Source organism: Kosakonia pseudosacchari (assembly GCF_900184035.1).
GTDB lineage: Bacteria > Pseudomonadota > Gammaproteobacteria > Enterobacterales > Enterobacteriaceae > Kosakonia > Kosakonia pseudosacchari.
On record NZ_FXWP01000020.1, the window covers coordinates 79,949 to 102,942 of the forward strand.

Consider the following 22,994-nt stretch of genomic DNA (forward strand, 5'->3'; position numbering starts at 1 on the left):
CCATCCTCAGGCTCCCATCCACACAAAACGCACCAGCGCAAACAACGCCAGCGCCAGCGTCGAAGCCAGCCACATCATCTGAATGGCTCGTCCAATGTCATTAACCTCAATGGCGCGCGTATCATCGCCAATCCACGGTTTGTCGACGCGTTCGCCGAAGTAGTCGTTTGGCCCGCCAAGGCGCACGCCGAGCGCACCGGCCACCGTACCTTCCGGCCAGGCACAGTTCGGGCTGCTGTGATTCTTCCGGTCACGAAAACCGATACGCAGCGCGGCGCAGGCATCCTGGCGGCAACACCAGGCGGCGATGCTCAGCAACAGCCAGCTCAGGCGTGCCGGGATAAAATTGGCGACATCATCGAGCCGGGCACTGGCCATGCCGATGGCGCGGTACTTTTCATGTTTGTAACCGACCATTGAATCCAGCGTGTTGACTGCCTTGTAGGCCATCGCCAGTGGCGCACCGCCGAGCAGCAAAAAGAACAGCGGCGCAATTACCCCATCGACGGTGTTCTCGGCGACCGTTTCCACCACCGCGCGGGTAATTTGCGGCGGCTGCAACTGGCGGGTATCGCGCCCGACAATCCATGAGAGTTTTTCGCGGCTTTGAACCACCAGCCCTTCGCGCAGCGGCTTTTCAACTTCCCGCGCCATATCCGCCAGACAGCGGGTGGCGAGCGTGGTGAAGATCATCCACACCTCGATGCACCAGCCGAACCACGGGTGAATGGCGTTCGCCAGCGCCAGTACACCCCATGCCAGGCTCCAGCTCCCCCCGACCACCACCAGCCACATCACGCCGCCGCCAGTGCGCAGCGCGTTATCGCTATGGCAATAACGCCGCACGATGTTTTGCAGTAAGTTAATCAGTGCGCCGATCCAGCGCACCGGATGCGGCCAGTGCGGCGGGTCGCCCAGCAATCGATCGAGTAAAAAAGCGACAGCCCAGGCAAGCAGTGTCATGGCGCGCTCCTTGCGGCGGCAAACCAGTGGTTGAGCATTTGCGGGCGCTGGCCGAAGTGCAGATGCAGGTAACTGGCGAACGTGTTGCCAACCTGCCAGCCGCCCTGCCAGCGTTTGAGCACTTCTCCGTCGCGGGTTTTATGGCAGTCCAGCACCGCCGCCGTTTGCGCGGTGAAATCCGAGTAGTGAAATTCATGACCGCGCAAGGTTTCACCCGCTGCCGCCAGTAAGGTCTGTTGCGTCGAGCGGGCTTCGCAGTAGCCAAAGCGGGTCAGTTTGCTGCCCATCACGCTAAGACCGGGGATCACATTCGCCATCGGCCACTCCTCGCCGCCCGCGTCACGCAGCGCGGTGCCGAGAAACATCAGCCCGCCGCACTCGGCATAGATCGCCACGCCGCGCCGATGCGCCGCGCGAATAGCCTCCAGCATTGGGGTATTTTCTGATAACGCCCGCGCATGCAGCTCCGGGTAACCGCCACCCAGCCACAGCATCTGGCAATCCGGCAACTGGCGATCCCGCAGCGGGCTAAAGCGCACAATGCGCACGCCCGCACGCTCCAGTAAGTCGAGGTTATCGGGATAGTAAAAGTTAAAGGCTTCATCAAAAGCGACTGCCAGCGTCAGCCCTGTGCCTGCAACCGCATCCGGCAATGGCGGCATTTGCCCTGCGGGCAGGGTGGTGAGCTGGCTGAGTGTGAGCAGTTGCTCAATATCAAGGGTTTGCTCCAGACGCCCGGCAAAATCATGCCACGACGACGCTTCCACCATCGATTCACGCGCGGTCACCAGGCCGAGGTGGCGCTCCGGTAGCGCAACACCTGGCGTGGTCGGGACATAACCCAGCACCGGGAGCGCGCAATAGCGTTCAATGGCGTGTTTGAGTAGCTGAAAATGGCTGTCGCTGTTGACGCGGTTGACGATAACGCCGGCAATCGGCAGTTGCGGATCAAAATGCTGAAACCCCATCACCGTGGCGGCAATGGAGGTCGACACCGCTTTGCCATCAACGAGCAAAATCACCGGGATGCCAAGCTGTTTTGCCAGCGCGGCGCTGCTGCAATAATCGGGGTCGGTGCCGTAGCCGTCGTACAAGCCCATCACGCCTTCAATCACGGCGATATCGCAGGCAGCAACATGCTGGCTAAAGAGCGCGTTTAGCGTGGGTTCCGGCAGCATAAAGCTATCGAGATTGCGGGACGCAACGCCAGAAACGGCGCTGTGCCAGGCGGTGTCGAGGTAATCAGGTCCGACTTTGAACGGCAGAACACGTAAGCCACGGCGTTTAAAAACAGTGAGCAGCCCCAGCGTGACGGTGGTTTTCCCACAACCGCTGCCGGTTCCGGCAAGGAGAAAGGCGCTGCGCCTGTTTGACATTACTGACACCCCATTACGGGCGGAAAGCTGAAGTCAGGCGCGCGTTTGCCCGGTCTTGCGACCGTACGCTACTGAGCAACCCACTTCCCACCGAAGTTGTTGATAATGGCCCATCAGGTCGGTCTTCTGGCTTAGCGTCATCCTCACCCGTCCTTCCCGATCTGGCGATCAGTGGCGTTTTCGGGGTTGTCAGCATCACAGCAGCGGGGGCTGCGGGGGATTTTCACCCCCTTCCCAGCCGCGCAAAAAGCGGCGGCAAAACCTGTTGGCTTAGTGCGTCACGGCGCGAAAACAGGGTTCGCGTTCTCATGACATTTCCCCAAAGCGCACTGAATAGCTGCAGGGAAATAAAACTGAAGCAGTTTATCGTCGCGTAAACGCGAGGTTGTTGCGCTATGACAATGTATTGCGCACCCGTTTTTATCAACACCTGATTTATTCAGCTTTCGCCAACCGATCTTCAGCGCCGGAATTTACTCAACGCTACATGCGTAATTTGCACGCCTACCCGGACGGTAAACGACATACCGGCGAAGCCACGTGATAGTGCTGACGAAAAACGTTGTGCGGTAGTGAGCTTGCGAAAATCCTTAACTGGTGACGGTAAAAGCCATCGGCGAATAGCATTAACAAAGCATGCTTCGTGCCCGGGTGGCTATAAGCCAGAGTGGCGGTAATGCTGGCATTCGAGAGGATGAAGTGACACTATCCGGTTTTATTTTCAGGGAGAAGCACCGTGGCGCAGGCAGCCTGTCCCGCATCCTGCGGCGAAATCATTCAGGGCTGGATCCTCGGCGGCGAAAAGCTGGTCTCCTGCCCGGTGGCGTGGTACAGCCACGTGGAAGTTACCACCGCTACGCCGCTTGCTAACGAACGTCCGCTCACCCGCGCGATGCTCAGGCAACTGCTGGCGCACTGGCAACTTCCCGCATCACTCTCATCGACCCTGCGTATCGACTGCCGCTCGACGATTCCGGTAGCGAAAGGTATGGCCAGCAGCACCGCTGATATCGCGGCGACAGCCGTGGCAGCGGCCCGGCATCTTAATCAAAGGCTTGATGAAGAGACGCTGGCGCAGCTTTGCGTGGCGCTGGAGCCGACCGACAGCACCCTGTTTTCAGGCCTGACGCTGTTTGACCACAACACGGCCGCAACGCGCATACCCTGCGGCGCGCTTCCGCATACCGAGATCCTGCTGCTGGAAAGCCCGCTGACGCTGACGACCGCAGATTATCACCGGATGGTGCGCCAGCAGGCGCTGCTCGACAATGCAGGTATCCTGGACAACGCGTGGCAAATGTTACAGCGCGCCTGCGCGCAAAATGATGCCGCACTGCTCGGCGAAGCCGCAACGCTCAGCGCGATAGCCAGCCAGTCACTGTTGCCGAAACCCGCATTCAATACTCTGCTCAATCTGGTGGAGCAGTTCGATTTATACGGTCTGAACGTGGCGCACAGTGGAAGCGTGGTGGGGTTGTTTCTTGATTCGACACGTCATGATGTGGAAGCGGTTTGTCGGGTGTTAGCGAAGAGAGAGCTGGCGGCGCACTGGCCGAAAAATTATTTGTTGAAGGTGGTGGCAGGTGGCTTGAAATAAGGGTGAGAGGCGAACCTCTCACCGCGAGGCATTATTCGCTTTTCGCTTCAACCGACTTCAGTTCGCCCATGGTTTTCAGCTTTTTGGAGATGTCGCGACGCTCTTTCGACAGCTCGGCGTTTTTGATGATGTAATCATCCACGCGATCTTCGTAGTCGGTTTTCATGCTGGCGATAATGCCCTGAATGGCTTCAACGCTCATGCCCGGTTTGATGTAATCGCTGAGGTTATCCAGCAGCAGTACGCGCTTCTGGTTATCACGGATCTTCTTCTCAACGTCCTGAATTTCACGCTGCAATTTGTTTTTGCGGCGGAACAGACGCACAAACTCCAGAACGTCCTGGAACGAAGGCTTGGTTGTTTCCATTTTTACACCCCTGATAATGTGAGATTCGGATTCGTTAACGCAACAAGCTTAGAGGCAAACCTACCCAAAGCGGTTGCATATGACAATAATTTTTCCTTTTCCCTATCATAACCACAAATCCAGCTGAATCGAAACAACCAGACTGCGTACTGCGGCTATCTGTCGCTTATTTGCGCAATGCCCGGCAGATCAAATGCGATAACAATTCCAGCTGACGCGCCAGCTCGAGGCTTAACCAGACATAACCATGAATCGACGTTTCTGCCAGCGCATCACCCTCATGCTCGCGGCTTAACTGGCGTAGCTCTGTGACAATCTCATTGAGCTTTTCCGTGTTCGCCAGAATCGGCTGCGGATTGCCTTCATACAGTGCGTGGGCAATGGTCAGCAACGTCTGCTGCGTCATCTGCTGCGTTTCACGCAACGTATTGGCATTGATCATGACAAAATGGCTGGCGCGCGAGCTCCAGTGGGCGTTGATCTGCAACTCCAGCATGCATACCAAATTACGGCTGACGGTCTGAATAGCTTCAAAAATCGCTTTCTGGATATGGGTCTCTTTACTGGCCGGCGTGATTAAGCCGCGCATTTTTACCACGTCGGTGAGAATTTTTTGCAGGTGCTTTTCCAGACGCGGCCGCTCCACCAGATTGCGTGATAAACCCGCCTGATAGACACGGTTAAACGCCGTGACATAATTCGCCATCAAAATGCGCCAGTGCAAGAAAGCACGCTGCGGCCAGATGCCGGTAAACAACATGGCCAGTAGCGAACCAATAATGACGTCGCCGCTGCGCCACAACGCGGTTTGCATATCCCCCGTCGGCGCGCCGACCACCACGCAAAGGGTCACGCCGATAATGATCGCCTGATAGGGTTTTTTACCAAGCGCCAGCCAGCCGCATAAAAATATCGCAACGGCACACCACACCAGCATCACCGGCAAAGAAATCAGCTCCAGCCTTAACGCCACCAGCCCCAGTGCGGCCCCGAAGATAGTGCCACCAATACGCTCAAAAGCGCGCGGAACAACATTCCCCCAAAAGGAAATTGGTCCCATTAATACCACCAGCGTGATTAATGGCCAGGTGCCTTCCGGCACGTCCAGCAGGCGGATCAGCAGGAAAGTCAGAACAAAGGCCAGGGCAATGCGCACGCCGTGCACGACGCGATAATGGCGGTAAAGACGAATTTCAAAAGGGCTGAGTGATTTGTCGCGGCGCACGGCCGTTCTCCGGGTTAGAAATAAAAGAGGCGCAATTGTAGGATTTTTCAGTAGCTGATATCACCTTTTAAAACAAAAAAGAGACGCCAGTTTGATCCTGGCGTCCCTTTACGTGCGTTTACGGCTTACAGCGTTTTCGGCTCGATCGGAATATACATCTCAATCTCCCAGTAACCGTCGCGCTGCCCGTCGTTGCGATAGATTTCAAAACAGGGTCCGGTGGAAATTTGTAATGCCTGATCGGTGAGCAATTCATCGAAAAAGCGATCCCAGCTGGCACCGAACTCTTCGTTATAAACCCGCGCCGCCGCAACCGCATACTGGCCGGCTGGCACTTCGGTGGTCATCACCCCTTCGCTGTTAGGCGGTACCTGAAATGCCTCACCCACGGTCACTGCCACATCCGCCCGCGTTTTTTCCGCTGGCACTTCATCCGGGTTGTCGTAATAGACGCAAATCCACTCCAGCGGCTGAATTTTCTTGTTATCAACCCACATCGACAGCTGCGCAAATCCCTGTTTAACTTTCTCTTCCCACGGCCCGACCAGATGAAACCCGGCGATACGGCGTTTTTCACACTGCTTGACTGTGTAGCTCATACTAACTCCCTTAGTGTTACTGTTCGAACATACAGTATAACGGGCAGACCTGCGCCTGCCATCTGCAACAGCTCAATTATGCGAGCAAACTCGCATGCCTTCCTGCCGACGCTTGACGGTGTCAGCTTTTGTGGTGGAGGTAATCGCTCAGGCGCGAGAACAAGCCGCCTTTACCGACGCTATCCAGCGTGACCAACGGCCAGTGCGCGATCGCTTTATCGCGGTCATAAAGCGCGATTTCACCCACGCGCTGATGCGCTGCCAGCGGTGCATCCAGCTCTTTGTTGTCCAGCACATATTTGGCTTTTATGTTTTGCAGTTCCGCTTTGGGCAGCACCAGCCAGTAATCCTGATCGGTGCCGACATCCACCTGCGCTTTATCGCCATACCACACCCGTTCGCTGCCGACTTTTTTACCGTTACGCAAAATTTCTACCGTATCGAAATTCTGCTGCCCCCAGAGCAGCAGCTTACGCGCCTGGTCTTCACGCCCTTTCGGGCTGTCTGCGCCCATTACCACCGCAATCAGGCGACGTTCTCCGTCCACGCTTGAGGCGATCAGGTTAAAGCCCGCGCCAGAAGTGTGGCCTGTTTTCAGCCCGTCAACGTTCAGCGTCTTATCCCACAGCAAACCGTTACGGTTTTGCTGGGTAATGCCGTTCCACGTCAGGCTTTTTTCACTGTACATATGGTAGAAATCCGGTTCGCCATGAATGATGGCGCGGGAGAGCACCGCCAGATCATACGCAGAGCTGTGCTGACCCGGCGCATCCAGCCCGTGCACAGTTTCAAAATGGGTATCGCGCAGATTCAGCTTCTGGACGTAATCATTCATCATGGCGACAAACTGCGGCTGACCGCCCGCCACATGATCCGCCAGCGCCACGCAGGCATCGTTACCGGAATCAACAATCAAACCACGGCTTAAGTCGCGCACCGTCAGGCGATCGCCCGGTTTGAGAAACATCAGTGAAGAACCATCGAACACCGGGTTTCCTTTTGCCCAGGCGTCTTTCCCGACAGTGACAACATCATCAGCGCGGATGCGGTGGCTATCGATGGCGCGATCAACCACGTAGCCGGTCATCAGTTTGGTCAGGCTCGCCGGGTTACGTTGCTGATGTTCATTGCCCGCCGTTAAGATTTGCCCGGTGGTGTAGTCCATCAATACCCAGGAGCCAGCCTGAATTGCCGGGGGTTGAGGGGCAAAAGGTAAGTCGTCGGCGTAAGCGTTGTGCACGCAAACCGCCAGCAAAGAAGCAACAAACAAACGGCGTTTCAATGAAATATCCTCTATAGCATCTAAAATCGTCGTTCTTTGTACGGAACTTCGTGTGTCGTTACCTGTTTTAATTGCAATAAAATGTGACACAGATCGATTTTAACCATCTGTTTTTGCGAAGATCTGCGGAAGAATGACCGGTTTTCCTTCGGCACACGCGCCGGGATGGTTTACCATAGAGGGCATATTTACTGACAGGATGAGCATCTGGTGTCTGATTCCGCCGCAACGCCCACTTTTCTCTTTCACGATTATGAAACTTTCGGTACCAGCCCGGCGCTGGATCGCCCGGCGCAGTTCGCCGCGATTCGCACCGACGCGGATTTCAACATTATTGGCGAACCGGAAGTCTTTTATTGCCAACCGGCTGACGACTATCTGCCGCAGCCGGAAGCGGTGCTGATAACCGGCATCACCCCGCAAATCGCACGCGCCAAAGGCGAGAACGAAGCGGCGTTCGCCACACGCATTCACGATTTGTTCACCGTGCCGAACACCTGCGTGCTCGGTTACAACAATGTGCGTTTTGACGACGAAGTGACGCGCAATATTTTCTACCGCAACTTCTACGATCCTTATGCCTGGAGCTGGCAAAACCATAACTCACGCTGGGATCTGCTGGACGTTATGCGCGCCTGCTACGCTCTGCGCCCGGACGGGATTAACTGGCCGGAAAACGAGGATGGTCTGCCCAGTTTCCGTCTTGAGCACCTGACAAAAGCCAACGGCATTGAACATGCCAACGCCCACGATGCAATGGCGGATGTTTACGCCACAATCGCCATGGCGCAACTGGTGAAAGCAAAGCAGCCGAAGTTGTTCGACTACCTGTTCAGCCATCGCCATAAGCAGAAGCTGGCGACGCTGATTGATGTGCCGCAAATGAAACCGCTGGTGCATGTCTCCGGGATGTTTGGCGCCTGGCGCGGGAACACCAGTTGGGTGGCACCTCTGGCCTGGCACCCGGAAAACCGCAACGCGGTGATTATGGTGGATCTGGCGGGCGACATGTCACCGCTGCTGGAACTGGATACCGATGCGCTGCGCGAAAGACTGTATACACCGAAAGCGGAACTCGGCGACAACGCAGCGGTGCCGGTCAAACTGGTACATCTGAATAAATGCCCTGTTCTGGCGCAGGCCAATACGCTGCGTCCGCAGGACGCCGAGCGGCTGGGCATTAACCTTCAGCATTACCATGATAATTTGCAAATCCTGCGCGATAACCCGCAGGTGCGCGAGAAAGTGCTGACAATTTTCGCCGAGGCGGAACCGTTTGTCCCTTCTGATAACGTGGACGCACAAATCTATAACGGCTTTTTCAGCGATGCTGACCGCGCCGCGATGAAAATTTTGCTGGAAACCGAGCCGCGCAACCTGCCCGCGCTGGACATCACTTTTGCCGATGCGCGTATTGAAAAACTGCTGTTTAACTACCGGGCGCGGAACTTCCCCGGCACGCTGGATGAGCAGGAACAGCAGCGCTGGCTGACGCACCGCCGCAATGTCTTTACGCCGGAGTTTCTGCAACAGTACGCCGAAACACTCCAGGCGTTGTTCCAGCAGTATGAAGGGGACAGTGAAAAGCAGGCGCTGTTGAAAGCGCTGTGGCAGTACGCCGAAGAGATAGTCTGAGAGTGCCCTCCCGGTAACGGGAGGGCATCGGCTTACGCCTTCTGCACGGTAATACTCCAGGCGGCGTCGCCAACCTGTTGGTAATCCGTAATGGTGTGGCCCTCTTCCGCCGCCCATTGCGGAATAGCTTCCGTCGCCTGGGTGCAGTCGAACTCAATAATCAGTTCATCGCCGCGGGCCATTTCCGCCAGCGCCGCTTTCGCTTCTATCAGAGGAAACGGGCAAACCTGTGTTACCACATCCAGTTTTTTTACAGCCATAACAGCTCCTGTCAGTTAAGCCGCAGCCGCCGCCAGTTTCGCTTTGCGCTGCGGACGGACATATAAAAACCATGACGCCGTCCATACGCCAAGGATCATAAACACCAGCCCCACCCAACCCTGCCAGGTCATCATCGCGGTCATCACCAGACCATTACCTATTGAACAGCCGCCAGCCATACTGGCTCCCGTGCCCATTAGCAGGCCGCCAAATCCGCTACGCAGCGTGGTTTGTGCATCCGCCGCGCGTACGCGAAACTCACGGCTGGCTTTCGCGGCAATAAACGACCCCAGAAAAATACCCAGCACCAGGAAGACGCCCCAGTTGAGGAATTTATTCTGCCCCGCCACCAGGAACTGCAAAATGTTGGCGGTGGGTGAGGTAATGCCCAGACCAAACATACGGCCAGTGGCTTCACTGAGCGGCCAGGCCAGCAGCGCGATAAGACCGATAAGTACCGCAGTGACAAAAGGGTGCCAGCGCTTTTCAAACAGCAGATGCGCAAGCCCGGTGCGACGCGGCGGCAACGAAGCAATCTTCAGCTTCGGCTTGCGCAGCTCTCTGGCGACCGCCCACAGCGTGACGGCAAGGAGCAGTGCGATAAAAGGCCAGACAGAAACACCGAAGGTTTCGGCAATCGAGTTATGTTCCGTGCTGTAGGTTTTCAGCAAGCCATTAATGCCGTCAGCATGCGGAGATCGCATAACCGCGCTCATTACCATATAGGTAAACAGCGCAATCCAGCTTCCTATCAGCCCTTCCCCCGCGCGGTACCAGGTGCCTGTCGCGCAACCACCAGCATAGACAATCCCCAGCCCGAAAATGTAACCGCCAACCACCGTACCCAGCCACGGGAAAGCGCCGGCATTGTATTGCAGCACCCCGGTCTGAATAAGCGCGAAGACGCCAACGCTCTGGATAGCGATGGCTATCAACAGGGCATAAAACATACGATTATTTTTAGCGAGATACATATCGCGAAAGCCGCCGGTCAGGCAGAAGCGTCCGCGCTGCATCACAAACCCCAACAGTGCGCCGCAAATCAATCCACTTAACATCATTGAAAACATAACGGTAGCTACGTCAGAAAAAACAGATCGTGAATTTTCCACGCGCAGCATAACCAGAACCAATAATGAAATTATCTAACTTAGTTCGCCTGGTTATTAATAGGGAGGTAACCGATATAAAAAAGCCGGAGACAAGGCTCCGGCTTAGTAGATATACAGAAGAAAATTTACTGCGCAATATCTTCGTACTGCGGCACTGGATTGCGGAAGCTGCGGGTTACGCAGGCCAGATAAACCAGGCCGATACCGCCCCAGATAAGGCCCAGGATCATCGAGCTTTGCTCAAGGTTAATCCACAGGGCGCCAACCGTCAGCGCGCCGCACACCGGCAGCACCAGATAGTTGAAATGATCTTTCAGCGTCTTGTTACGTTTTTCACGGATCCAGAACTGGGAAATCACCGACAGGTTAACAAAGGTGAACGCCACCAGCGCACCAAAGTTAATCAGCGCCGTAGCCGTTACCAGGTCAAAACGGATCGCCAGCAGCGCAATGGCACCGACCAGCAACACGTTCCACGCCGGCGTACGCCATTTCGGATGGATATAACCGAAGAAACGGGTCGGGAATACGCCATCGCGTCCCATCACATACATCAGACGGGAAACGCCCGCATGCGCGGCCATACCGGACGCCAGCACGGTCACGCTGGAGAAAATCAGCACGCCCCACTGGAAGGTTTTACCCGCAACATACAGCATGATTTCCGGCTGAGACGCATCCGGCTCTTTAAAGCGGGAGATGTCCGGGAAATAAAGTTGCAGGAAGTAAGAGGCCCCGATAAATACCATGCCGCCGATCAGCGCAGTCAGGAAGATAGCGCGCGGGATCACACGCTCAGCATCTTTGGTCTCTTCAGAAAGAGAAGAGATACCGTCAAAGCCGAGGAACGAGAAGCACAGGATAGTCGCGCCAGTGATCATCGGCACGACATGGGCGCCTTCAGACCAGAACGGGCGGGAACTTACCAGCGTGCCAGCGCCTTCGCCGTGGGAAACACCGTAGATGATCAAACCAACGATAACGGCCACAATCCCCATTTGCAGGATAACGATCAGGGTGTTGAAGTTCGCCACGGTTTTGATACTGCGCAGGTTGGAGACCGTCATAAAGGCCACCAGCGCCACCACGAAAATCCACGACGGCACCGAAGGCACCAACGCTTCAAAGTAAATTTTCGCCAGCAGAATATTGATCATCGGCATGAACAGATAGTCCAGCAGCGATGACCAGCCCACCATAAAGCCAACGGCCGGAGAGATGGATTTCTGCGCGTAGGTATACGCAGAGCCAGCAGACGGGAAGCGGCGTACCAGCTTGCCATAGCTCAGCGCAGTAAAGAGGATAGCGACCAACGCAAAGGCATACGCGGTTGCCACATGGCCATCGGTCAGGCCAGAGACGATACCAAACGTATCGAACAGCGTCATTGGCTGCATATAGGCCAGGCCCATCATTACAACCGGAATCAGCGTAAGCGTCTTACGTAATTCCACGCGAGAGGTTTTTGGAGTAACGTTATGCGTCATGGCGATTCTCCTGTACGGCGAGTGCCGGCGCAAAAGCAAAAAATTGCCCCATTTGTGTTATTTCCTCAGCGACAACGACTGTCGGTTTTTAAATGTGTATCTATCCGGTACGAAGCCCGGCCTCTTTTATTGAATGACGTTTGTGCTTGCAAAAAAAATAACCGACGGATTAACGTCGGCTAGTCTCTTCATTTTTTTGCAGCGGCGTATTTTGCACCATCCTGAAGCACGATGACAATACGGTATGGCCTCTCCTGCACTGTTTATGCAACTAAGTGCCTGAATTTTAGGCTATCGCTGAATTATTAAACATTTTAATAGCACTAATTGCTAAAGAAATCACGTCAGCGGCATCTGAGCCGGATCCGGATAAAGATAGTCAAACCCCAGCTCATTGCAAATACGGCTGCCGTCTATGATTTTTCCCTTCTCATCCTCGCTGCGGGATGCAGTAAAGGTGGGCGGTGCCAGGCCAAGCTGTCGCGCCATTGCCGGGTAGAAACTTTCACGCGAAGGATGCCCCGGCGCGCAGAGATTATAGATGTGTCCGCCTTTCGGTGCCTGCAGTAACAAAGTAATCGCGGCGATGACATCTTCAAGATGCACGAGGTTTACGCCATGCTGGCCGTTAGGCGCGGTTTTTCCGGCGAGGAAACGTCCCGGATGGCGCGCCGGTCCCACCAGCCCAGCCAGACGTAAAATATCCACCGATGTGCCGGGCAAATTGTGCAGCCAGTCTTCCAGTTCTTTCAGCACCCGTCCGCTTGCGGTGACGGGCTGGCGCGGCGTGTTTTCTTTGATGATGCCGGGTGCATCACCATAAACAGAAGTGGAACTGGTAAAAATAATACGCGGTATGCGATAAGCCAGCGCGCTGTCGACAATCTCCTGCATAGCCTGTAGATAGAACTCTTCGCCAGGGCCGCTGCGGCGCGCCGGGAGGGTGATAACTAACGCATCTACCTGCATCAGCGCATCCAGATCATCCGATTCGCAGACTAATTCTGGTTCAAGGTTGAGCACATAACTTTCGATGCCGCACATGCGCGCCGCCTCGACGCCATCCTGGCTGGTTTTACTGCCGATAACTTGCCAGCCTCGCGCGGTTAATGACAGTGCCAGCGGCATTCCCAGCCATCCTAATCCGATAATCGCGACCTTTTTCATGCCTCTCCCCTGCACTCTCGCTTCCACCTGTTTAAGGCTACGCCAGCCAGTGATAACTGACAATTCATAGAACGAATATGAAATGATTTAATGATAAAAAAAAGCCCTTGCCTTCGGCGACCAAAGTGGTTTACGTTAACCGACAACTTATGAATAACCATTCATCGAGAATTTTATGACCCGCGTTCAATTTAAACACCACCATCATCACCATCATCCTGACTAGTCTTTCAGGCGATGTGTGCTGGAAGACGTTTGGATCTTCCAGTGGTGCATGAACGCAGAGAAAGCCCCCGGAAGATCTTCTTCCGGGGGCTTTTTTTTGAACCAAATTCAGCAGGATAAAAGAGGACAACAGAATGTTAGACAACTCGCGTTTACGCATAGCTATTCAGAAATCCGGCCGCCTGAGCGAAGATTCACGCGAACTACTGGCCCGCTGCGGGATTAAAATTAACCTGCACACCCAGCGCCTGATCGCCCTGGCGGAAAATATGCCGATTGATATTCTGCGCGTACGCGATGATGACATTCCAGGCCTTGTGATGGACGGTGTCGTTGATTTGGGCATCATCGGCGAAAACGTACTGGAAGAAGAGCTGCTGACCCGCCGTGCGCAGGGTGAAGATCCGCGCTATTTCACCCTCCGTCGCCTCGATTTTGGCGGTTGCCGCCTGTCGCTGGCAACCCCGGTCGATGAAAGCTGGAACGGGCCGCAAGCGCTGGACGGCAAACGGATCGCCACCTCTTACCCGCACCTGTTAAAACGTTATCTCGATCAGAAAGGCGTCTCTTTTAAATCGTGTCTGTTAAATGGTTCTGTTGAGGTCGCCCCGCGTGCGGGCCTGGCGGATGCGATTTGCGATCTGGTTTCGACCGGCGCGACGCTCGAAGCTAATGGCCTGCGCGAAGTGGAAGTGATTTACCGCTCTAAAGCCTGCCTGATTCAGCGCGATGGTGAAATGACCGACGCCAAGCAGCAACTTATCGATAAACTGCTGACCCGTATTCAGGGTGTTATTCAGGCGCGCGAATCGAAATACATCATGATGCACGCGCCAAGCGAGCGTCTGGAAGAGGTCATCGCCCTGCTGCCTGGCGCTGAACGCCCCACGATCCTGCCGCTGGCGGGCGATCAGCAGCGTGTGGCAATGCACATGGTCAGCAGCGAAACCCTGTTCTGGGAAACCATGGAAAAACTGAAGGCGCTGGGGGCAAGTTCCATTCTGGTGCTGCCGATTGAGAAGATGATGGAGTAAAGCCATGAGCTTCAATACCGTAATCGACTGGAACCGCTGTAGCGAAGCGGAGCAACGCGACTTGCTGATGCGCCCGGCGATCTCTGCTTCTGATAGCATCACGCGTACCGTGGTTGAGATCCTCGACACTGTCAAAGCGCGCGGCGATGACGCCCTGCGTGAATACAACGCCAGGTTTGACAAAACTCAGGTCGACGCGCTGAAAGTCACCGAACAGGAAATCGCAGATGCCAGCGCACGTCTGGGTGACGACATCAAGCAAGCGATGGCCGTGGCGGTGAAAAATATCGACACCTTCCACACCGCGCAAAAGCTGCAAACGGTAGATGTTGAAACCCTGCCAGGCGTGCGTTGCCAGCAGGTTACCCGCCCTATCGCCTCGGTCGGTCTGTATATTCCCGGCGGCTCCGCGCCGCTGTTTTCAACAGTATTAATGCTGGCCACACCGGCGCGTATTGCCGGTTGCCAGAAAGTGGTGCTCTGCTCACCGCCGCCAATTGCCGATGAAATTCTCTATGCCGCGAAGCTTTGTGGCGTGCAGGCGATCTTCAAAGTCGGTGGCGCGCAGGCCATTGCCGCGCTGGCATTTGGCACCGAATCGATCGCGAAGGTCGACAAAATTTTTGGTCCAGGAAATGCCTTTGTGACCGAAGCCAAACGCCAGGTCAGCCAGCGTCTGGACGGCGCGGCAATCGATATGCCCGCCGGCCCTTCCGAAGTGCTGGTGATTGCTGATAGCGGCGCAACGCCGGATTTTGTTGCCTCTGATCTGCTTTCGCAGGCGGAACACGGCCCGGACTCACAGGTGATCCTGCTGACGCCGGACAGCGAAATGGCGACCCGTGTGGCCGAGGCGGTTGAACGCCAGCTCGCGGAATTACCGCGCGCGGAAACCGCTCGCCAGGCACTCTCTGCCAGCCGCCTGATTGTGGCGCGCGATTTAGCGCAATGCGTGGCGATTTCCAACCAATACGGTCCGGAGCACCTGATTATTCAGACTCGTGACGCCCGTTCGCTGGTGGAGAGCATCACCAGCGCGGGCTCGGTGTTTCTCGGTGACTGGTCACCGGAATCCGCAGGCGACTATGCCTCCGGCACCAACCATGTGCTGCCAACTTACGGTTACACCGCCACCTGTTCCAGCCTGGGTCTGGCAGATTTCCAGAAACGTATGACGGTGCAGGAACTCTCCCGCGACGGTTTCGCGCGGCTTGCAAGCACCATCGAAACGCTGGCGGCGGCAGAACGCCTGACCGCGCACAAAAACGCTGTCACGTTGCGCGTTAACGCACTAAAGGAGCAAGCATGAGCATTGAAGAACTGGCGCGTAAAAACGTGCGCGAACTGACGCCCTATCAGTCGGCTCGCCGCCTTGGCGGTAAAGGCGACGTCTGGCTGAATGCCAATGAATTCCCGACAGCGGTTCCTTTTGAACTGACGCAGCAAACGTTAAATCGTTACCCGGAGTGCCAGCCGAAAGCGGTGATCGAAAATTATGCACAATATGCGGACGTAAAACCGGAGCAGGTGCTGGTCAGCCGTGGCGCAGATGAAGGGATTGAACTGCTAATCCGCGCGTTTTGTGAACCAGGTAAAGACGCGGTGCTGTTTTGCCCGCCGACCTACGGCATGTATAGCGTCAGCGCCGAGACGCTGGGCGTGGAGTACCGTACGGTGCCCGCGCTGGCTGACTGGCAACTGGATCTGCAAGGCATCGCCGACAAACTCGATGGTGTCAAAATTATTTATGTTTGCAGCCCGAATAACCCCACCGGGCAGATTATCAATTCGCAAGATTTTCGCGTCTTGCTCGAAATGACGCGCGGCAAAGCCATTGTTGTGGCGGATGAGGCTTATATTGAGTTTTGCCCGCAGGCCACGCTGGCGGGCTGGCTCAGTGAATACCCGAATCTGGTGATACTGCGCACACTCTCCAAAGCGTTTGCGCTGGCAGGCCTGCGTTGCGGCTTTACGCTTGCAAATGAAGACGTTATCGCGCTGTTGTTAAAAGTGATTGCCCCCTATCCGCTCTCTACACCGGTGGCGGATATTGCCGCGCAAGCGCTCAGCCCGCAGGGTATTGTCGCGATGCGCGAGCGGGTGGCGCAAATTCTGGTTGAACGTCGGTATCTGGTTACCGCACTGCAGGATATTCCCTGTGTGGAGCAGGTGTTCGACTCGGAGACTAACTATATTCTCGTGCGCCTGACTGCCTCCAGCGCAGTATTTAAATCATTGTGGGATCAAGGCATTATCCTGAGAGACCAGAACAAACAACCTTCTTTAAGCGGCTGCCTGCGCATCACCATTGGCACCCGTGCAGAGAGCCAGCGCGTCATTGACGCCTTACGTGCGGAGCCAGTATGAGCCAGAAGTACCTGTTTATTGACCGTGACGGAACCCTGATTTCCGAGCCGCCTTCCGATTATCAGGTGGATAAATTCGAAAAACTGGAATTCGAGCCAGACGTCATCCCGGTATTGCTGAAACTGCAAAAAGCCGGTTACAAGCTGGTGATGATCACCAACCAGGACGGTCTGGGCACCAGTAGTTTCCCGCAGGCGGATTTCGATGGCCCGCACAACTTGATGATGCAGGTTTTCACCTCGCAAGGCATTGAATTTGAAGAGGTACTGATTTGCCCGCATTTTCCTGGCGATGAGTGCGATTGCCGTAAGCCAAAAGTGAAGCTGGTGGAACGCTGGCTGGCAGAAGGCGCGCTTGATCGCGCCGCCAGTTATGTTATTGGCGACCGCGCTACCGATATTGAGCTGGCAAATAATATGTCGATTGGCGGCCTGCGTTATCACCCTGAAACGTTGAACTGGGCAATGATTGGTGAGCAACTGACGCGCCGTGACCGGTATGCGCACGTTGAGCGCAATACCAAAGAGACGCAGATTGATGTCAAAGTTTGGCTGGATCGCGAAGGCGGCAGCAAGATCCACACCGGCGTCGGTTTCTTCGACCATATGCTTGATCAAATCGCCACTCATGGAGGTTTCCGCATGGAAATCACCGTTAAGGGCGATCTCTATATTGACGATCACCACACGGTAGAAGATACCGGGCTGGCGCTGGGTGAAGCGCTAAAACTGGCGCTTGGCGATAAGCGTGGTATCAACCGTTTTGGCTTTGTGTTACCGATGGATGAGTGCCTGGCTCGCTGTGCGCTGGACATTTCCGGCCGTCCACACCTCGAATATAAAGCCGAGTTCGCCTACCAGCGCGTAGGTGATTTGAGCACCGAAATGGTCGAGCATTTCTTCCGCTCGCTCTCTTACACCATGGCCGTGACGCTGCATCTCAAAACCAAAGGCAAAAACGACCACCACCGCGTGGAAAGTTTATTTAAAGCATTTGGCCGCACACTGCGCCAGGCGATCCGCGTGGAAGGCGATACGCTCCCCTCATCAAAAGGAGTGCTGTGATGAATGTGGTGATCCTCGATACCGGCTGCGCCAACCTGAATTCGGTGAAATCCGCCGTCTCGCGCCACGGTTACGAGCCGCAAGTCAGTCGCGACCCGGATGTGGTGCTGCGCGCGGACAAACTGTTTTTACCCGGTGTCGGAACGGCGCAGGCAGCCATGGATCAGCTGCGCGAGCGCGAGCTGATCGAACTGGTGAAAGCCTGCACGCAGCCGGTACTTGGCATCTGCCTGGGAATGCAACTGCTTGGGCGTTTTAGCGAAGAGACCCACGGCGTCGATTTGTTGGGCATCATCGAACAGGATGTGCCGAAGATGAAAGACGTTGGCCTGCCGCTGCCGCATATGGGCTGGAACCAGGTTTACGCAAAAGCCGGGAACCGCCTGTTCCAGGGCATCGAGGACGGCGCTTACTTCTACTTTGTGCACAGCTACGCCATGCCGGTGAATGAGTACACCATTGCCCGCTGTGATTACGGCGAACCGTTTACCGCCGCCGTGCAGAAAGAGAACTTCTACGGCGTGCAGTTTCACCCGGAACGCTCCGGCCGCGCGGGTGCGCAACTGCTGAAAAACTTCCTGGAGATGTGATGATTATTCCGGCTTTAGACTTAATTGACGGCACCGTCGTACGTCTTCATCAGGGCGACTACGCTCAGCAGCGCGATTATGGCAACGACCCACTGCCGCGCTTGCGGGATTATGCCGCGCAGGGCGCGCAAGTGTTGCACCTCGTCGATTTAACCGGCGCGAAAGATCCGGCGAAACGCCAGATCCCATTGCTGAAAACGCTGGTTGCCGGGGTTAAGGTTCCGGTACAGGTTGGCGGCGGAGTGCGCACGGAAGAGGATGTCGCCGCCCTGCTCGCTGCCGGTGTTGCCCGCGTGGTCATCGGCTCAACGGCGGTAAAATCGCCTGAGATAGTGAAAGGCTGGTTTGCACGCTTTGGCGCAGACAAACTGGTGCTGGCGCTGGATGTGCGTATTGATGAACAGGGCACCAAGCAGGTCGCGGTGAGCGGCTGGCAGGAGAACTCCGGTGTGACGCTGGAAGCGCTGGTGGAAACCTATCTGGCCGTTGGGCTGAAACATGTGCTGTGTACCGATATTTCCCGCGACGGTACGCTCGCGGGCTCGAACGTTTCCCTGTATGAAGAGATTTGTGCCCGCTGGCCGCAGGTGGCGTTTCAGTCTTCCGGCGGCATCGGCGGTTTAAATGATATAGCCGCGCTGCGCGGTACGGGCGTGCGCGGCGTGATTGTCGGACGGGCGCTGCTGGAAGGTAAATTCACGGTGAAGGAGGCCATTCAATGCTGGCAAAACGGATAATCCCTTGTCTTGACGTGCGTGATGGCCAGGTGGTGAAAGGCGTGCAGTTTCGTAATCACGAAATTATTGGCGACATTGTACCGCTGGCAAAACGCTACGCCGCAGAAGGCGCGGACGAGCTGGTGTTCTACGATATCACCGCCTCAAGCGATGGCCGCGTGGTGGATAAGAGCTGGGTGTCACGCGTGGCTGAAGTAATTGATATTCCTTTCTGTGTAGCGGGTGGGATTAAGTCTGCTGACGATGCGGCGAAAATTCTCTCGTTCGGCGCAGATAAAATTTCGATTAACTCCCCGGCGCTGGCTGATCCTGAGCTCATCACACGGCTGGCCGATCGCTTTGGCGTGCAGTGCATTGTTGTCGGTATCGACACCTGGTTTGACGCTGAAACGGGCAAATATCACGTTAATCAATACACCGGTGATGAGAGCCGTACCCGGGTCACGCAATGGGAAACGCTGGACTGGGTGCAGGAAGTGCAAAAGCGCGGCGCCGGGGAAATCGTGCTCAACATGATGAACCAGGATGGCGTGCGCAATGGCTACGATCTTGAACAACTGAAGAAAGTGCGCGCGGTATGCCACGTACCGCTAATTGCTTCTGGTGGCGCGGGCACTATGGAACATTTCCTGGAAGCCTTCCGCGATGCGAACGTTGATGGCGCGCTGGCGGCTTCCGTGTTTCACAAGCAGATTATCAATATTGGTGAATTAAAAACGTACCTGGCAGACCAGGGCGTGGAGATCAGGGTATGTTAACAGAGCAACAACTGGCCCAACTGGACTGGGAAAAAACCGACGGACTGCTGCCCGCCGTGGTGCAACATGCGGTTTCCGGCGAAGTGCTGATGCTGGGTTACATGAACAAAGAAGCGCTGGCAAAAACACAGGAAAGCGGCAAAGTCACTTTTTTCTCCCGCACTAAGAGGCGTCTGTGGACCAAAGGTGAAACTTCAGGTCACTTCCTTAATGTGGTGAAAATAGCCCCAGATTGCGACAACGACACGTTGTTGGTCCTTGTTAATCCTATCGGCCCAACCTGCCACACGGGAACCTCCAGTTGCTTTGGCGATACCAGTCACCAATGGTTGTTCCTCTACCAGTTAGAAGAGCTGCTCGCCGCGCGTAAAACCGCCGACCCGGCAAGTTCTTACACCGCCAAACTCTACGCCAGCGGTACTAAACGTATTGCGCAGAAAGTGGGGGAAGAAGGTGTAGAAACCGCGCTGGCGGCAACCGTAAACGACCGAGAAGAGTTGACTAACGAGGCCTCTGACCTGATGTATCACCTGCTGGTGCTGTTGCAGGATCAGCAGCTTGATTTAACGACCGTGATTGAGAATTTACGCACGCGGCATAAATAGTAGACGTAAAAAAACCGGGCGCTGCCCGGTTTTTTTGTGCTTATGCTTTCGATTGATAATTTCGGAAGGCGTTACGCATCAGCACAAAACCTGTCCCCAGGATACCGCCGAGTAAAATTGCCAGTACCAGAGTAATTACCTTACGCGGACTATCGCGGCGGATAGGCAAAGTTGGTTTCATTACATAGCGATACGCATGAATATTCTGAGGCTTTACGACTATACTCTGGATATCTAATAGATTTTGCCGAGTTTTATAGTAATCATCAGAGAAAATCAGCGGACGGGAAGATTCATTTTTCACCATTGATTCCAGTGCCGTACTGCCGAGCAGAAACATAGTGTCCTGAGACACGTTTTCTGTTTGTTGCACTTGTGGCGACTTGACACCAGACTCTTTAGCCACCGAGAGCGCCTGAATAATCTGTTTGATGCGCAAATTCTTTTGTTCCTGCGCCACTTTTTCCTGTGTGGACAATGAGTTAACCAAATTTGTCGTTTGAGATTTAACATTGTTCTTTAAATCATCTACCAATTCTCTGGCGATTTGCTGGTCGACTTTTTCAATATATTCTGCCAGCTTCCTCTGTGCATCTTGAGCACTTGATCCGACATAGGCTAGCTTAAGGGGTAATGGTTGCCCTCGCACCGCAGCACCAATTGTCAGCTCTTCAGGTTTTTCCTGATTCTTAAGAGCTTCCGCAAGAGCAGAAAAAGCCGAATTGAAACGCACAATCACGCGTTGTTGGATATCCGTGATATCAAACTCTGGATCACTGATTATTACACTCATCGCATTTGAGTAACCAGCAATCTGCCCGACATCCGGAGCACTGATCACGGCGATCGATGTCCATTTTTCTTTGGCGATGCTTAGATAGATGCCAGCAACAATTACAGCGACAAGAATAAATAAGGCTACAATCCACTTACCGCGCCAGACTTGAGATAAAACATCTAACAAATCAATCTGTTCTGAATCATTGTTCTGTCTGGCTGGCAAACTTTGTTTTTCGTATGTCATAGCAACCCTAAATAAGAAGCGCAAAGAGAATTATAAAGCGCGAGTTTAGCGGTTCGTTATTTTTTTTCTATAGGACTACGTGTAATTAAGATTTACCAGACACTATTTAAGAATTATGACCGCGTTTATAACTGATAGCGATTGCCGGTCTGGGATCATACAATAGACAGATTGTACGTTTTTGATGTTAGAAAGGATGAGCTATGAATTTTCTGGTTACCGGCGCCGCCGGGTTTATCGGCTATCACGTTAGTGAACGTTTGTTGAAAGCGGGCCACCAGGTTGTGGGTATTGATAACCTGAATGATTACTACGATGTCAACCTGAAACAGGCGCGCCTGGATCTCCTGGCCTCTCCCGATTTTCATTTTCATAAAATCGATCTCGCCGACCGCGAAGAGATGGCGCAGTTGTTTGCGCATGAGAAATTTGATCGCGTGATTCATCTCGCTGCACAAGCAGGTGTCCGCTACTCGCTGGAAAACCCGCACGTGTACGCAGAATCCAATCTGATTGGTCATCTGAACATTCTTGAAGGCTGCCGCCATCATAAAGTGCAGCACCTGCTGTATGCATCCTCCAGCTCCGTTTACGGGTTAAACCGTAAGATGCCGTTCTCAACCGACGATTCGGTTGATCACCCGGTATCACTCTACGCGGCAACGAAAAAAGCCAATGAACTGATGTCACATACCTATTCCCATCTCTATGGTCTGCCAACGACCGGCCTGCGTTTCTTTACGGTTTACGGCCCCTGGGGACGCCCGGATATGGCGCTGTTCAAGTTCACCAAAGCGATGCTGGAAGGCAAGAGCATAGATGTGTACAACTACGGCAAGATGAAGCGCGACTTCACCTATATTGACGATATCGTGGAAGCGATTATCCGTATGCAAGATGTGATCCCGCAACCGGATGCAAACTGGACCGTCGAAAGCGGCTCACCGGCGACCAGTTCCGCTCCTTACCATGTTTATAACATTGGAAACAGTTCGCCAGTTGAGTTGATGGATTACATCACGGCACTGGAAGAAGCATTAGGGATTGAAGCGCAGAAAAACATGATGCCGATCCAGCCTGGCGACGTTCTGGAGACGAGCGCAGATACCCGGCCACTGTATGCTGTAACAGGCTTTAAGCCTCAGACATCGGTCAAAGACGGCGTGAAGCGTTTTGTTGACTGGTACAGAAATTTTTATAAGGTGTAAAAAATCACCTGCTTAGCAGGTGGCATTGATTTCGCCCCAGAGGGGCGTACTAAAAGCCCTACAATTAGTCTCTGCCTGTTCTGAACGATTTAAATCCAAAGACAATAAGGCAAAGCCAAAACCTCTTGCTGACCACCTCCATAGGAGGGGGTGTTCAGGCAGGGATAAAAAAAACGGCCCTGACGGGCTGACGGTTCCCCATAAATAAAGACAGGCATAGAAGGTTGTGATCTACTTAGTGTTCCACCAAAAAGTAAGGTCACACCTCTATGCCTGCTTCACAAGTTTGCCATAAATTTTTCAGCCAGTCC

The 22,994-nt window shown here is 54.5% G+C and carries 23 protein-coding genes, 1 riboswitch and 1 other annotated feature; of the genes, 12 read left to right on the forward strand and 11 right to left on the reverse strand.

Annotated features, from left to right (window positions below; genetic code table 11):
* Window positions 1–6: 6 nt before the first annotated feature.
* On the reverse strand, window positions 7–963 hold the full coding sequence (gene cbiB, locus BN2591_RS16960; protein ID WP_086873100.1) for an adenosylcobinamide-phosphate synthase CbiB: 957 nt from the start codon (window positions 961–963) through the stop codon (window positions 7–9).
* Window positions 960–2,339 (reverse strand): cobyrinic acid a,c-diamide synthase CobB, encoded by a 1,380-nt coding sequence (locus BN2591_RS16965; protein ID WP_086873101.1) that lies wholly within the window; start codon window positions 2,337–2,339, stop codon window positions 960–962. The genes cbiB and BN2591_RS16965 overlap by 4 nt, the downstream gene beginning before the upstream one ends.
* Before the next feature lie 99 nt (window positions 2,340–2,438).
* Window positions 2,439–2,620: riboswitch (cobalamin riboswitch) on the reverse strand.
* A gap of 455 nt (window positions 2,621–3,075) precedes the next feature.
* On the opposite strand from BN2591_RS16965, the gene BN2591_RS16970 reads away from it, so the two are divergent.
* Window positions 3,076–3,936 carry a GHMP family kinase ATP-binding protein gene (locus BN2591_RS16970; protein ID WP_086873102.1) on the forward strand — a complete coding sequence of 287 codons (861 nt, stop codon included), beginning with the start codon at window positions 3,076–3,078 and terminating at the stop codon, window positions 3,934–3,936.
* A 31-nt stretch (window positions 3,937–3,967) separates the two neighbouring features.
* On the opposite strand, the gene BN2591_RS16975 is transcribed toward BN2591_RS16970, so the two are convergent.
* The 4 genes from BN2591_RS16975 to dacD all read right to left on the reverse strand — a co-directional run bounded on the left by BN2591_RS16975 (window position 3,968) and on the right by dacD (window position 7,409).
* Window positions 3,968–4,303, reverse strand: a complete 336-nt coding sequence (locus BN2591_RS16975) for a DUF496 family protein (protein ID WP_143468263.1) — start codon at window positions 4,301–4,303, stop codon at window positions 3,968–3,970.
* Window positions 4,304–4,469: 166 nt separating this feature from the next.
* The gene (locus BN2591_RS16980; protein WP_086873104.1) at window positions 4,470–5,528 is read right to left on the reverse strand and encodes an FUSC family protein; all 1,059 of its coding nucleotides are present in this window, start codon (window positions 5,526–5,528) and stop codon (window positions 4,470–4,472) included.
* 125 nt (window positions 5,529–5,653) lie between these two features.
* Window positions 5,654–6,127 carry a DNA gyrase inhibitor SbmC gene (sbmC, locus tag BN2591_RS16985; RefSeq protein WP_086873105.1) on the reverse strand — a complete coding sequence of 158 codons (474 nt, stop codon included), beginning with the start codon at window positions 6,125–6,127 and terminating at the stop codon, window positions 5,654–5,656.
* A gap of 121 nt (window positions 6,128–6,248) precedes the next feature.
* Window positions 6,249–7,409 carry a serine-type D-Ala-D-Ala carboxypeptidase DacD gene (gene dacD, locus BN2591_RS16990; RefSeq protein WP_086873106.1) on the reverse strand — a complete coding sequence of 387 codons (1,161 nt, stop codon included), beginning with the start codon at window positions 7,407–7,409 and terminating at the stop codon, window positions 6,249–6,251.
* A gap of 210 nt (window positions 7,410–7,619) precedes the next feature.
* Between dacD and sbcB the strand changes: the two genes are divergently transcribed.
* A complete protein-coding gene (gene sbcB, locus BN2591_RS16995; protein ID WP_086873107.1) occupies window positions 7,620–9,044 on the forward strand; it encodes an exodeoxyribonuclease I in 1,425 nt (474 codons plus the stop codon).
* 32 nt (window positions 9,045–9,076) lie between these two features.
* Here sbcB and tsuB read toward each other — a convergent pair whose 3' ends face one another.
* The 4 genes from tsuB to BN2591_RS17015 all read right to left on the reverse strand — a co-directional run bounded on the left by tsuB (window position 9,077) and on the right by BN2591_RS17015 (window position 13,071).
* Window positions 9,077–9,304, reverse strand: a complete 228-nt coding sequence (gene tsuB, locus BN2591_RS17000; RefSeq protein ID WP_020454267.1) for a thiosulfate utilization sulfurtransferase TsuB/YeeD — start codon at window positions 9,302–9,304, stop codon at window positions 9,077–9,079.
* A 15-nt stretch (window positions 9,305–9,319) separates the two neighbouring features.
* On the reverse strand, window positions 9,320–10,375 hold the full coding sequence (tsuA, locus tag BN2591_RS17005; protein ID WP_086873120.1) for a thiosulfate utilization transporter TsuA/YeeE: 1,056 nt from the start codon (window positions 10,373–10,375) through the stop codon (window positions 9,320–9,322).
* Between the two features lie 167 nt (window positions 10,376–10,542).
* Window positions 10,543–11,904 carry an APC family permease gene (locus BN2591_RS17010; protein ID WP_020454269.1) on the reverse strand — a complete coding sequence of 454 codons (1,362 nt, stop codon included), beginning with the start codon at window positions 11,902–11,904 and terminating at the stop codon, window positions 10,543–10,545.
* Between the two features lie 339 nt (window positions 11,905–12,243).
* The gene (locus BN2591_RS17015; RefSeq protein ID WP_086873108.1) at window positions 12,244–13,071 is read right to left on the reverse strand and encodes an SDR family oxidoreductase; all 828 of its coding nucleotides are present in this window, start codon (window positions 13,069–13,071) and stop codon (window positions 12,244–12,246) included.
* 175 nt (window positions 13,072–13,246) lie between these two features.
* On the opposite strand from BN2591_RS17015, the gene hisL reads away from it, so the two are divergent.
* The 9 genes from hisL to hisIE all read left to right on the forward strand — a co-directional run bounded on the left by hisL (window position 13,247) and on the right by hisIE (window position 20,451).
* Window positions 13,247–13,297 carry a his operon leader peptide gene (gene hisL, locus BN2591_RS24345; protein ID WP_001364200.1) on the forward strand — a complete coding sequence of 17 codons (51 nt, stop codon included), beginning with the start codon at window positions 13,247–13,249 and terminating at the stop codon, window positions 13,295–13,297.
* Window positions 13,273–13,395: a sequence feature (His leader region), on the forward strand. (Overlaps the previous gene by 25 nt.)
* 35 nt (window positions 13,396–13,430) lie before the next feature.
* Complete coding sequence (gene hisG, locus BN2591_RS17020; RefSeq protein ID WP_086873109.1) at window positions 13,431–14,330, forward strand: ATP phosphoribosyltransferase; 900 nt, start codon at window positions 13,431–13,433, stop codon at window positions 14,328–14,330.
* 4 nt (window positions 14,331–14,334) lie between these two features.
* Window positions 14,335–15,639: a histidinol dehydrogenase gene (gene hisD / locus BN2591_RS17025; RefSeq protein WP_086873110.1), complete on the forward strand. Its 1,305-nt coding sequence runs from the start codon at window positions 14,335–14,337 to the stop codon at window positions 15,637–15,639.
* A complete protein-coding gene (gene hisC, locus BN2591_RS17030) occupies window positions 15,636–16,697 on the forward strand; it encodes a histidinol-phosphate transaminase (RefSeq protein WP_086873111.1) in 1,062 nt (353 codons plus the stop codon). Before hisD ends, hisC begins: the two co-directional genes overlap by 4 nt.
* Entirely contained in the window at window positions 16,694–17,761 is a 1,068-nt protein-coding gene (hisB, locus tag BN2591_RS17035) for a bifunctional histidinol-phosphatase/imidazoleglycerol-phosphate dehydratase HisB (RefSeq protein WP_086873112.1), read from the forward strand. Before hisC ends, hisB begins: the two co-directional genes overlap by 4 nt.
* Window positions 17,761–18,351 carry an imidazole glycerol phosphate synthase subunit HisH gene (gene hisH, locus BN2591_RS17040; protein ID WP_086873113.1) on the forward strand — a complete coding sequence of 197 codons (591 nt, stop codon included), beginning with the start codon at window positions 17,761–17,763 and terminating at the stop codon, window positions 18,349–18,351. The genes hisB and hisH overlap by 1 nt, the downstream gene beginning before the upstream one ends.
* Window positions 18,351–19,088, forward strand: coding sequence for a 1-(5-phosphoribosyl)-5-[(5-phosphoribosylamino)methylideneamino]imidazole-4-carboxamide isomerase (hisA, locus tag BN2591_RS17045; protein ID WP_086873114.1), 738 nt, complete (start codon window positions 18,351–18,353; stop codon window positions 19,086–19,088). The genes hisH and hisA overlap by 1 nt, the downstream gene beginning before the upstream one ends.
* The gene (hisF, locus tag BN2591_RS17050) at window positions 19,070–19,846 is read left to right on the forward strand and encodes an imidazole glycerol phosphate synthase subunit HisF (RefSeq protein WP_086873115.1); all 777 of its coding nucleotides are present in this window, start codon (window positions 19,070–19,072) and stop codon (window positions 19,844–19,846) included. The genes hisA and hisF overlap by 19 nt, the downstream gene beginning before the upstream one ends.
* Entirely contained in the window at window positions 19,840–20,451 is a 612-nt protein-coding gene (gene hisIE / locus BN2591_RS17055; protein WP_086873116.1) for a bifunctional phosphoribosyl-AMP cyclohydrolase/phosphoribosyl-ATP diphosphatase HisIE, read from the forward strand. The genes hisF and hisIE overlap by 7 nt, the downstream gene beginning before the upstream one ends.
* A gap of 40 nt (window positions 20,452–20,491) precedes the next feature.
* Here hisIE and wzzB read toward each other — a convergent pair whose 3' ends face one another.
* Entirely contained in the window at window positions 20,492–21,475 is a 984-nt protein-coding gene (gene wzzB, locus BN2591_RS17060) for an LPS O-antigen chain length determinant protein WzzB (protein ID WP_086873117.1), read from the reverse strand.
* Between the two features lie 203 nt (window positions 21,476–21,678).
* Here wzzB and BN2591_RS17065 point away from each other — a divergent pair, with 203 nt between their 5' ends.
* Entirely contained in the window at window positions 21,679–22,683 is a 1,005-nt protein-coding gene (locus tag BN2591_RS17065) for an NAD-dependent epimerase (RefSeq protein ID WP_086873118.1), read from the forward strand.
* Window positions 22,684–22,994 lie beyond the last annotated feature (311 nt).

Bases quoted from the DNA above. Each gene is read 5' to 3' on its own strand.
- tsuB (WP_020454267.1), bottom strand. From the start codon at position 9,304: ATGGCTGTAAAAAAACTGGATGTGGTAACACAGGTTTGCCCGTTTCCT.
- hisB (WP_086873112.1), top strand. From the start codon at position 16,694: ATGAGCCAGAAGTACCTGTTTATTGACCGTGACGGAACCCTGATTTCC.
- BN2591_RS16965 (WP_086873101.1), bottom strand. From the start codon at position 2,339: ATGTCAAACAGGCGCAGCGCCTTTCTCCTTGCCGGAACCGGCAGCGGT.
- hisF (WP_086873115.1), top strand. From the start codon at position 19,070: ATGCTGGCAAAACGGATAATCCCTTGTCTTGACGTGCGTGATGGCCAG.
- wzzB (WP_086873117.1), bottom strand. From the start codon at position 21,475: ATGACATACGAAAAACAAAGTTTGCCAGCCAGACAGAACAATGATTCA.
- hisA (WP_086873114.1), top strand. From the start codon at position 18,351: ATGATTATTCCGGCTTTAGACTTAATTGACGGCACCGTCGTACGTCTT.
- BN2591_RS17015 (WP_086873108.1), bottom strand. From the start codon at position 13,071: ATGAAAAAGGTCGCGATTATCGGATTAGGATGGCTGGGAATGCCGCTG.
- BN2591_RS17010 (WP_020454269.1), bottom strand. From the start codon at position 11,904: ATGACGCATAACGTTACTCCAAAAACCTCTCGCGTGGAATTACGTAAG.
- BN2591_RS16975 (WP_143468263.1), bottom strand. From the start codon at position 4,303: ATGGAAACAACCAAGCCTTCGTTCCAGGACGTTCTGGAGTTTGTGCGT.
- hisIE (WP_086873116.1), top strand. From the start codon at position 19,840: ATGTTAACAGAGCAACAACTGGCCCAACTGGACTGGGAAAAAACCGAC.
- hisH (WP_086873113.1), top strand. From the start codon at position 17,761: ATGAATGTGGTGATCCTCGATACCGGCTGCGCCAACCTGAATTCGGTG.
- cbiB (WP_086873100.1), bottom strand. From the start codon at position 963: ATGACACTGCTTGCCTGGGCTGTCGCTTTTTTACTCGATCGATTGCTG.
- hisD (WP_086873110.1), top strand. From the start codon at position 14,335: ATGAGCTTCAATACCGTAATCGACTGGAACCGCTGTAGCGAAGCGGAG.
- hisG (WP_086873109.1), top strand. From the start codon at position 13,431: ATGTTAGACAACTCGCGTTTACGCATAGCTATTCAGAAATCCGGCCGC.
- hisC (WP_086873111.1), top strand. From the start codon at position 15,636: ATGAGCATTGAAGAACTGGCGCGTAAAAACGTGCGCGAACTGACGCCC.
- tsuA (WP_086873120.1), bottom strand. From the start codon at position 10,375: ATGTTTTCAATGATGTTAAGTGGATTGATTTGCGGCGCACTGTTGGGG.
- sbmC (WP_086873105.1), bottom strand. From the start codon at position 6,127: ATGAGCTACACAGTCAAGCAGTGTGAAAAACGCCGTATCGCCGGGTTT.
- BN2591_RS17065 (WP_086873118.1), top strand. From the start codon at position 21,679: ATGAATTTTCTGGTTACCGGCGCCGCCGGGTTTATCGGCTATCACGTT.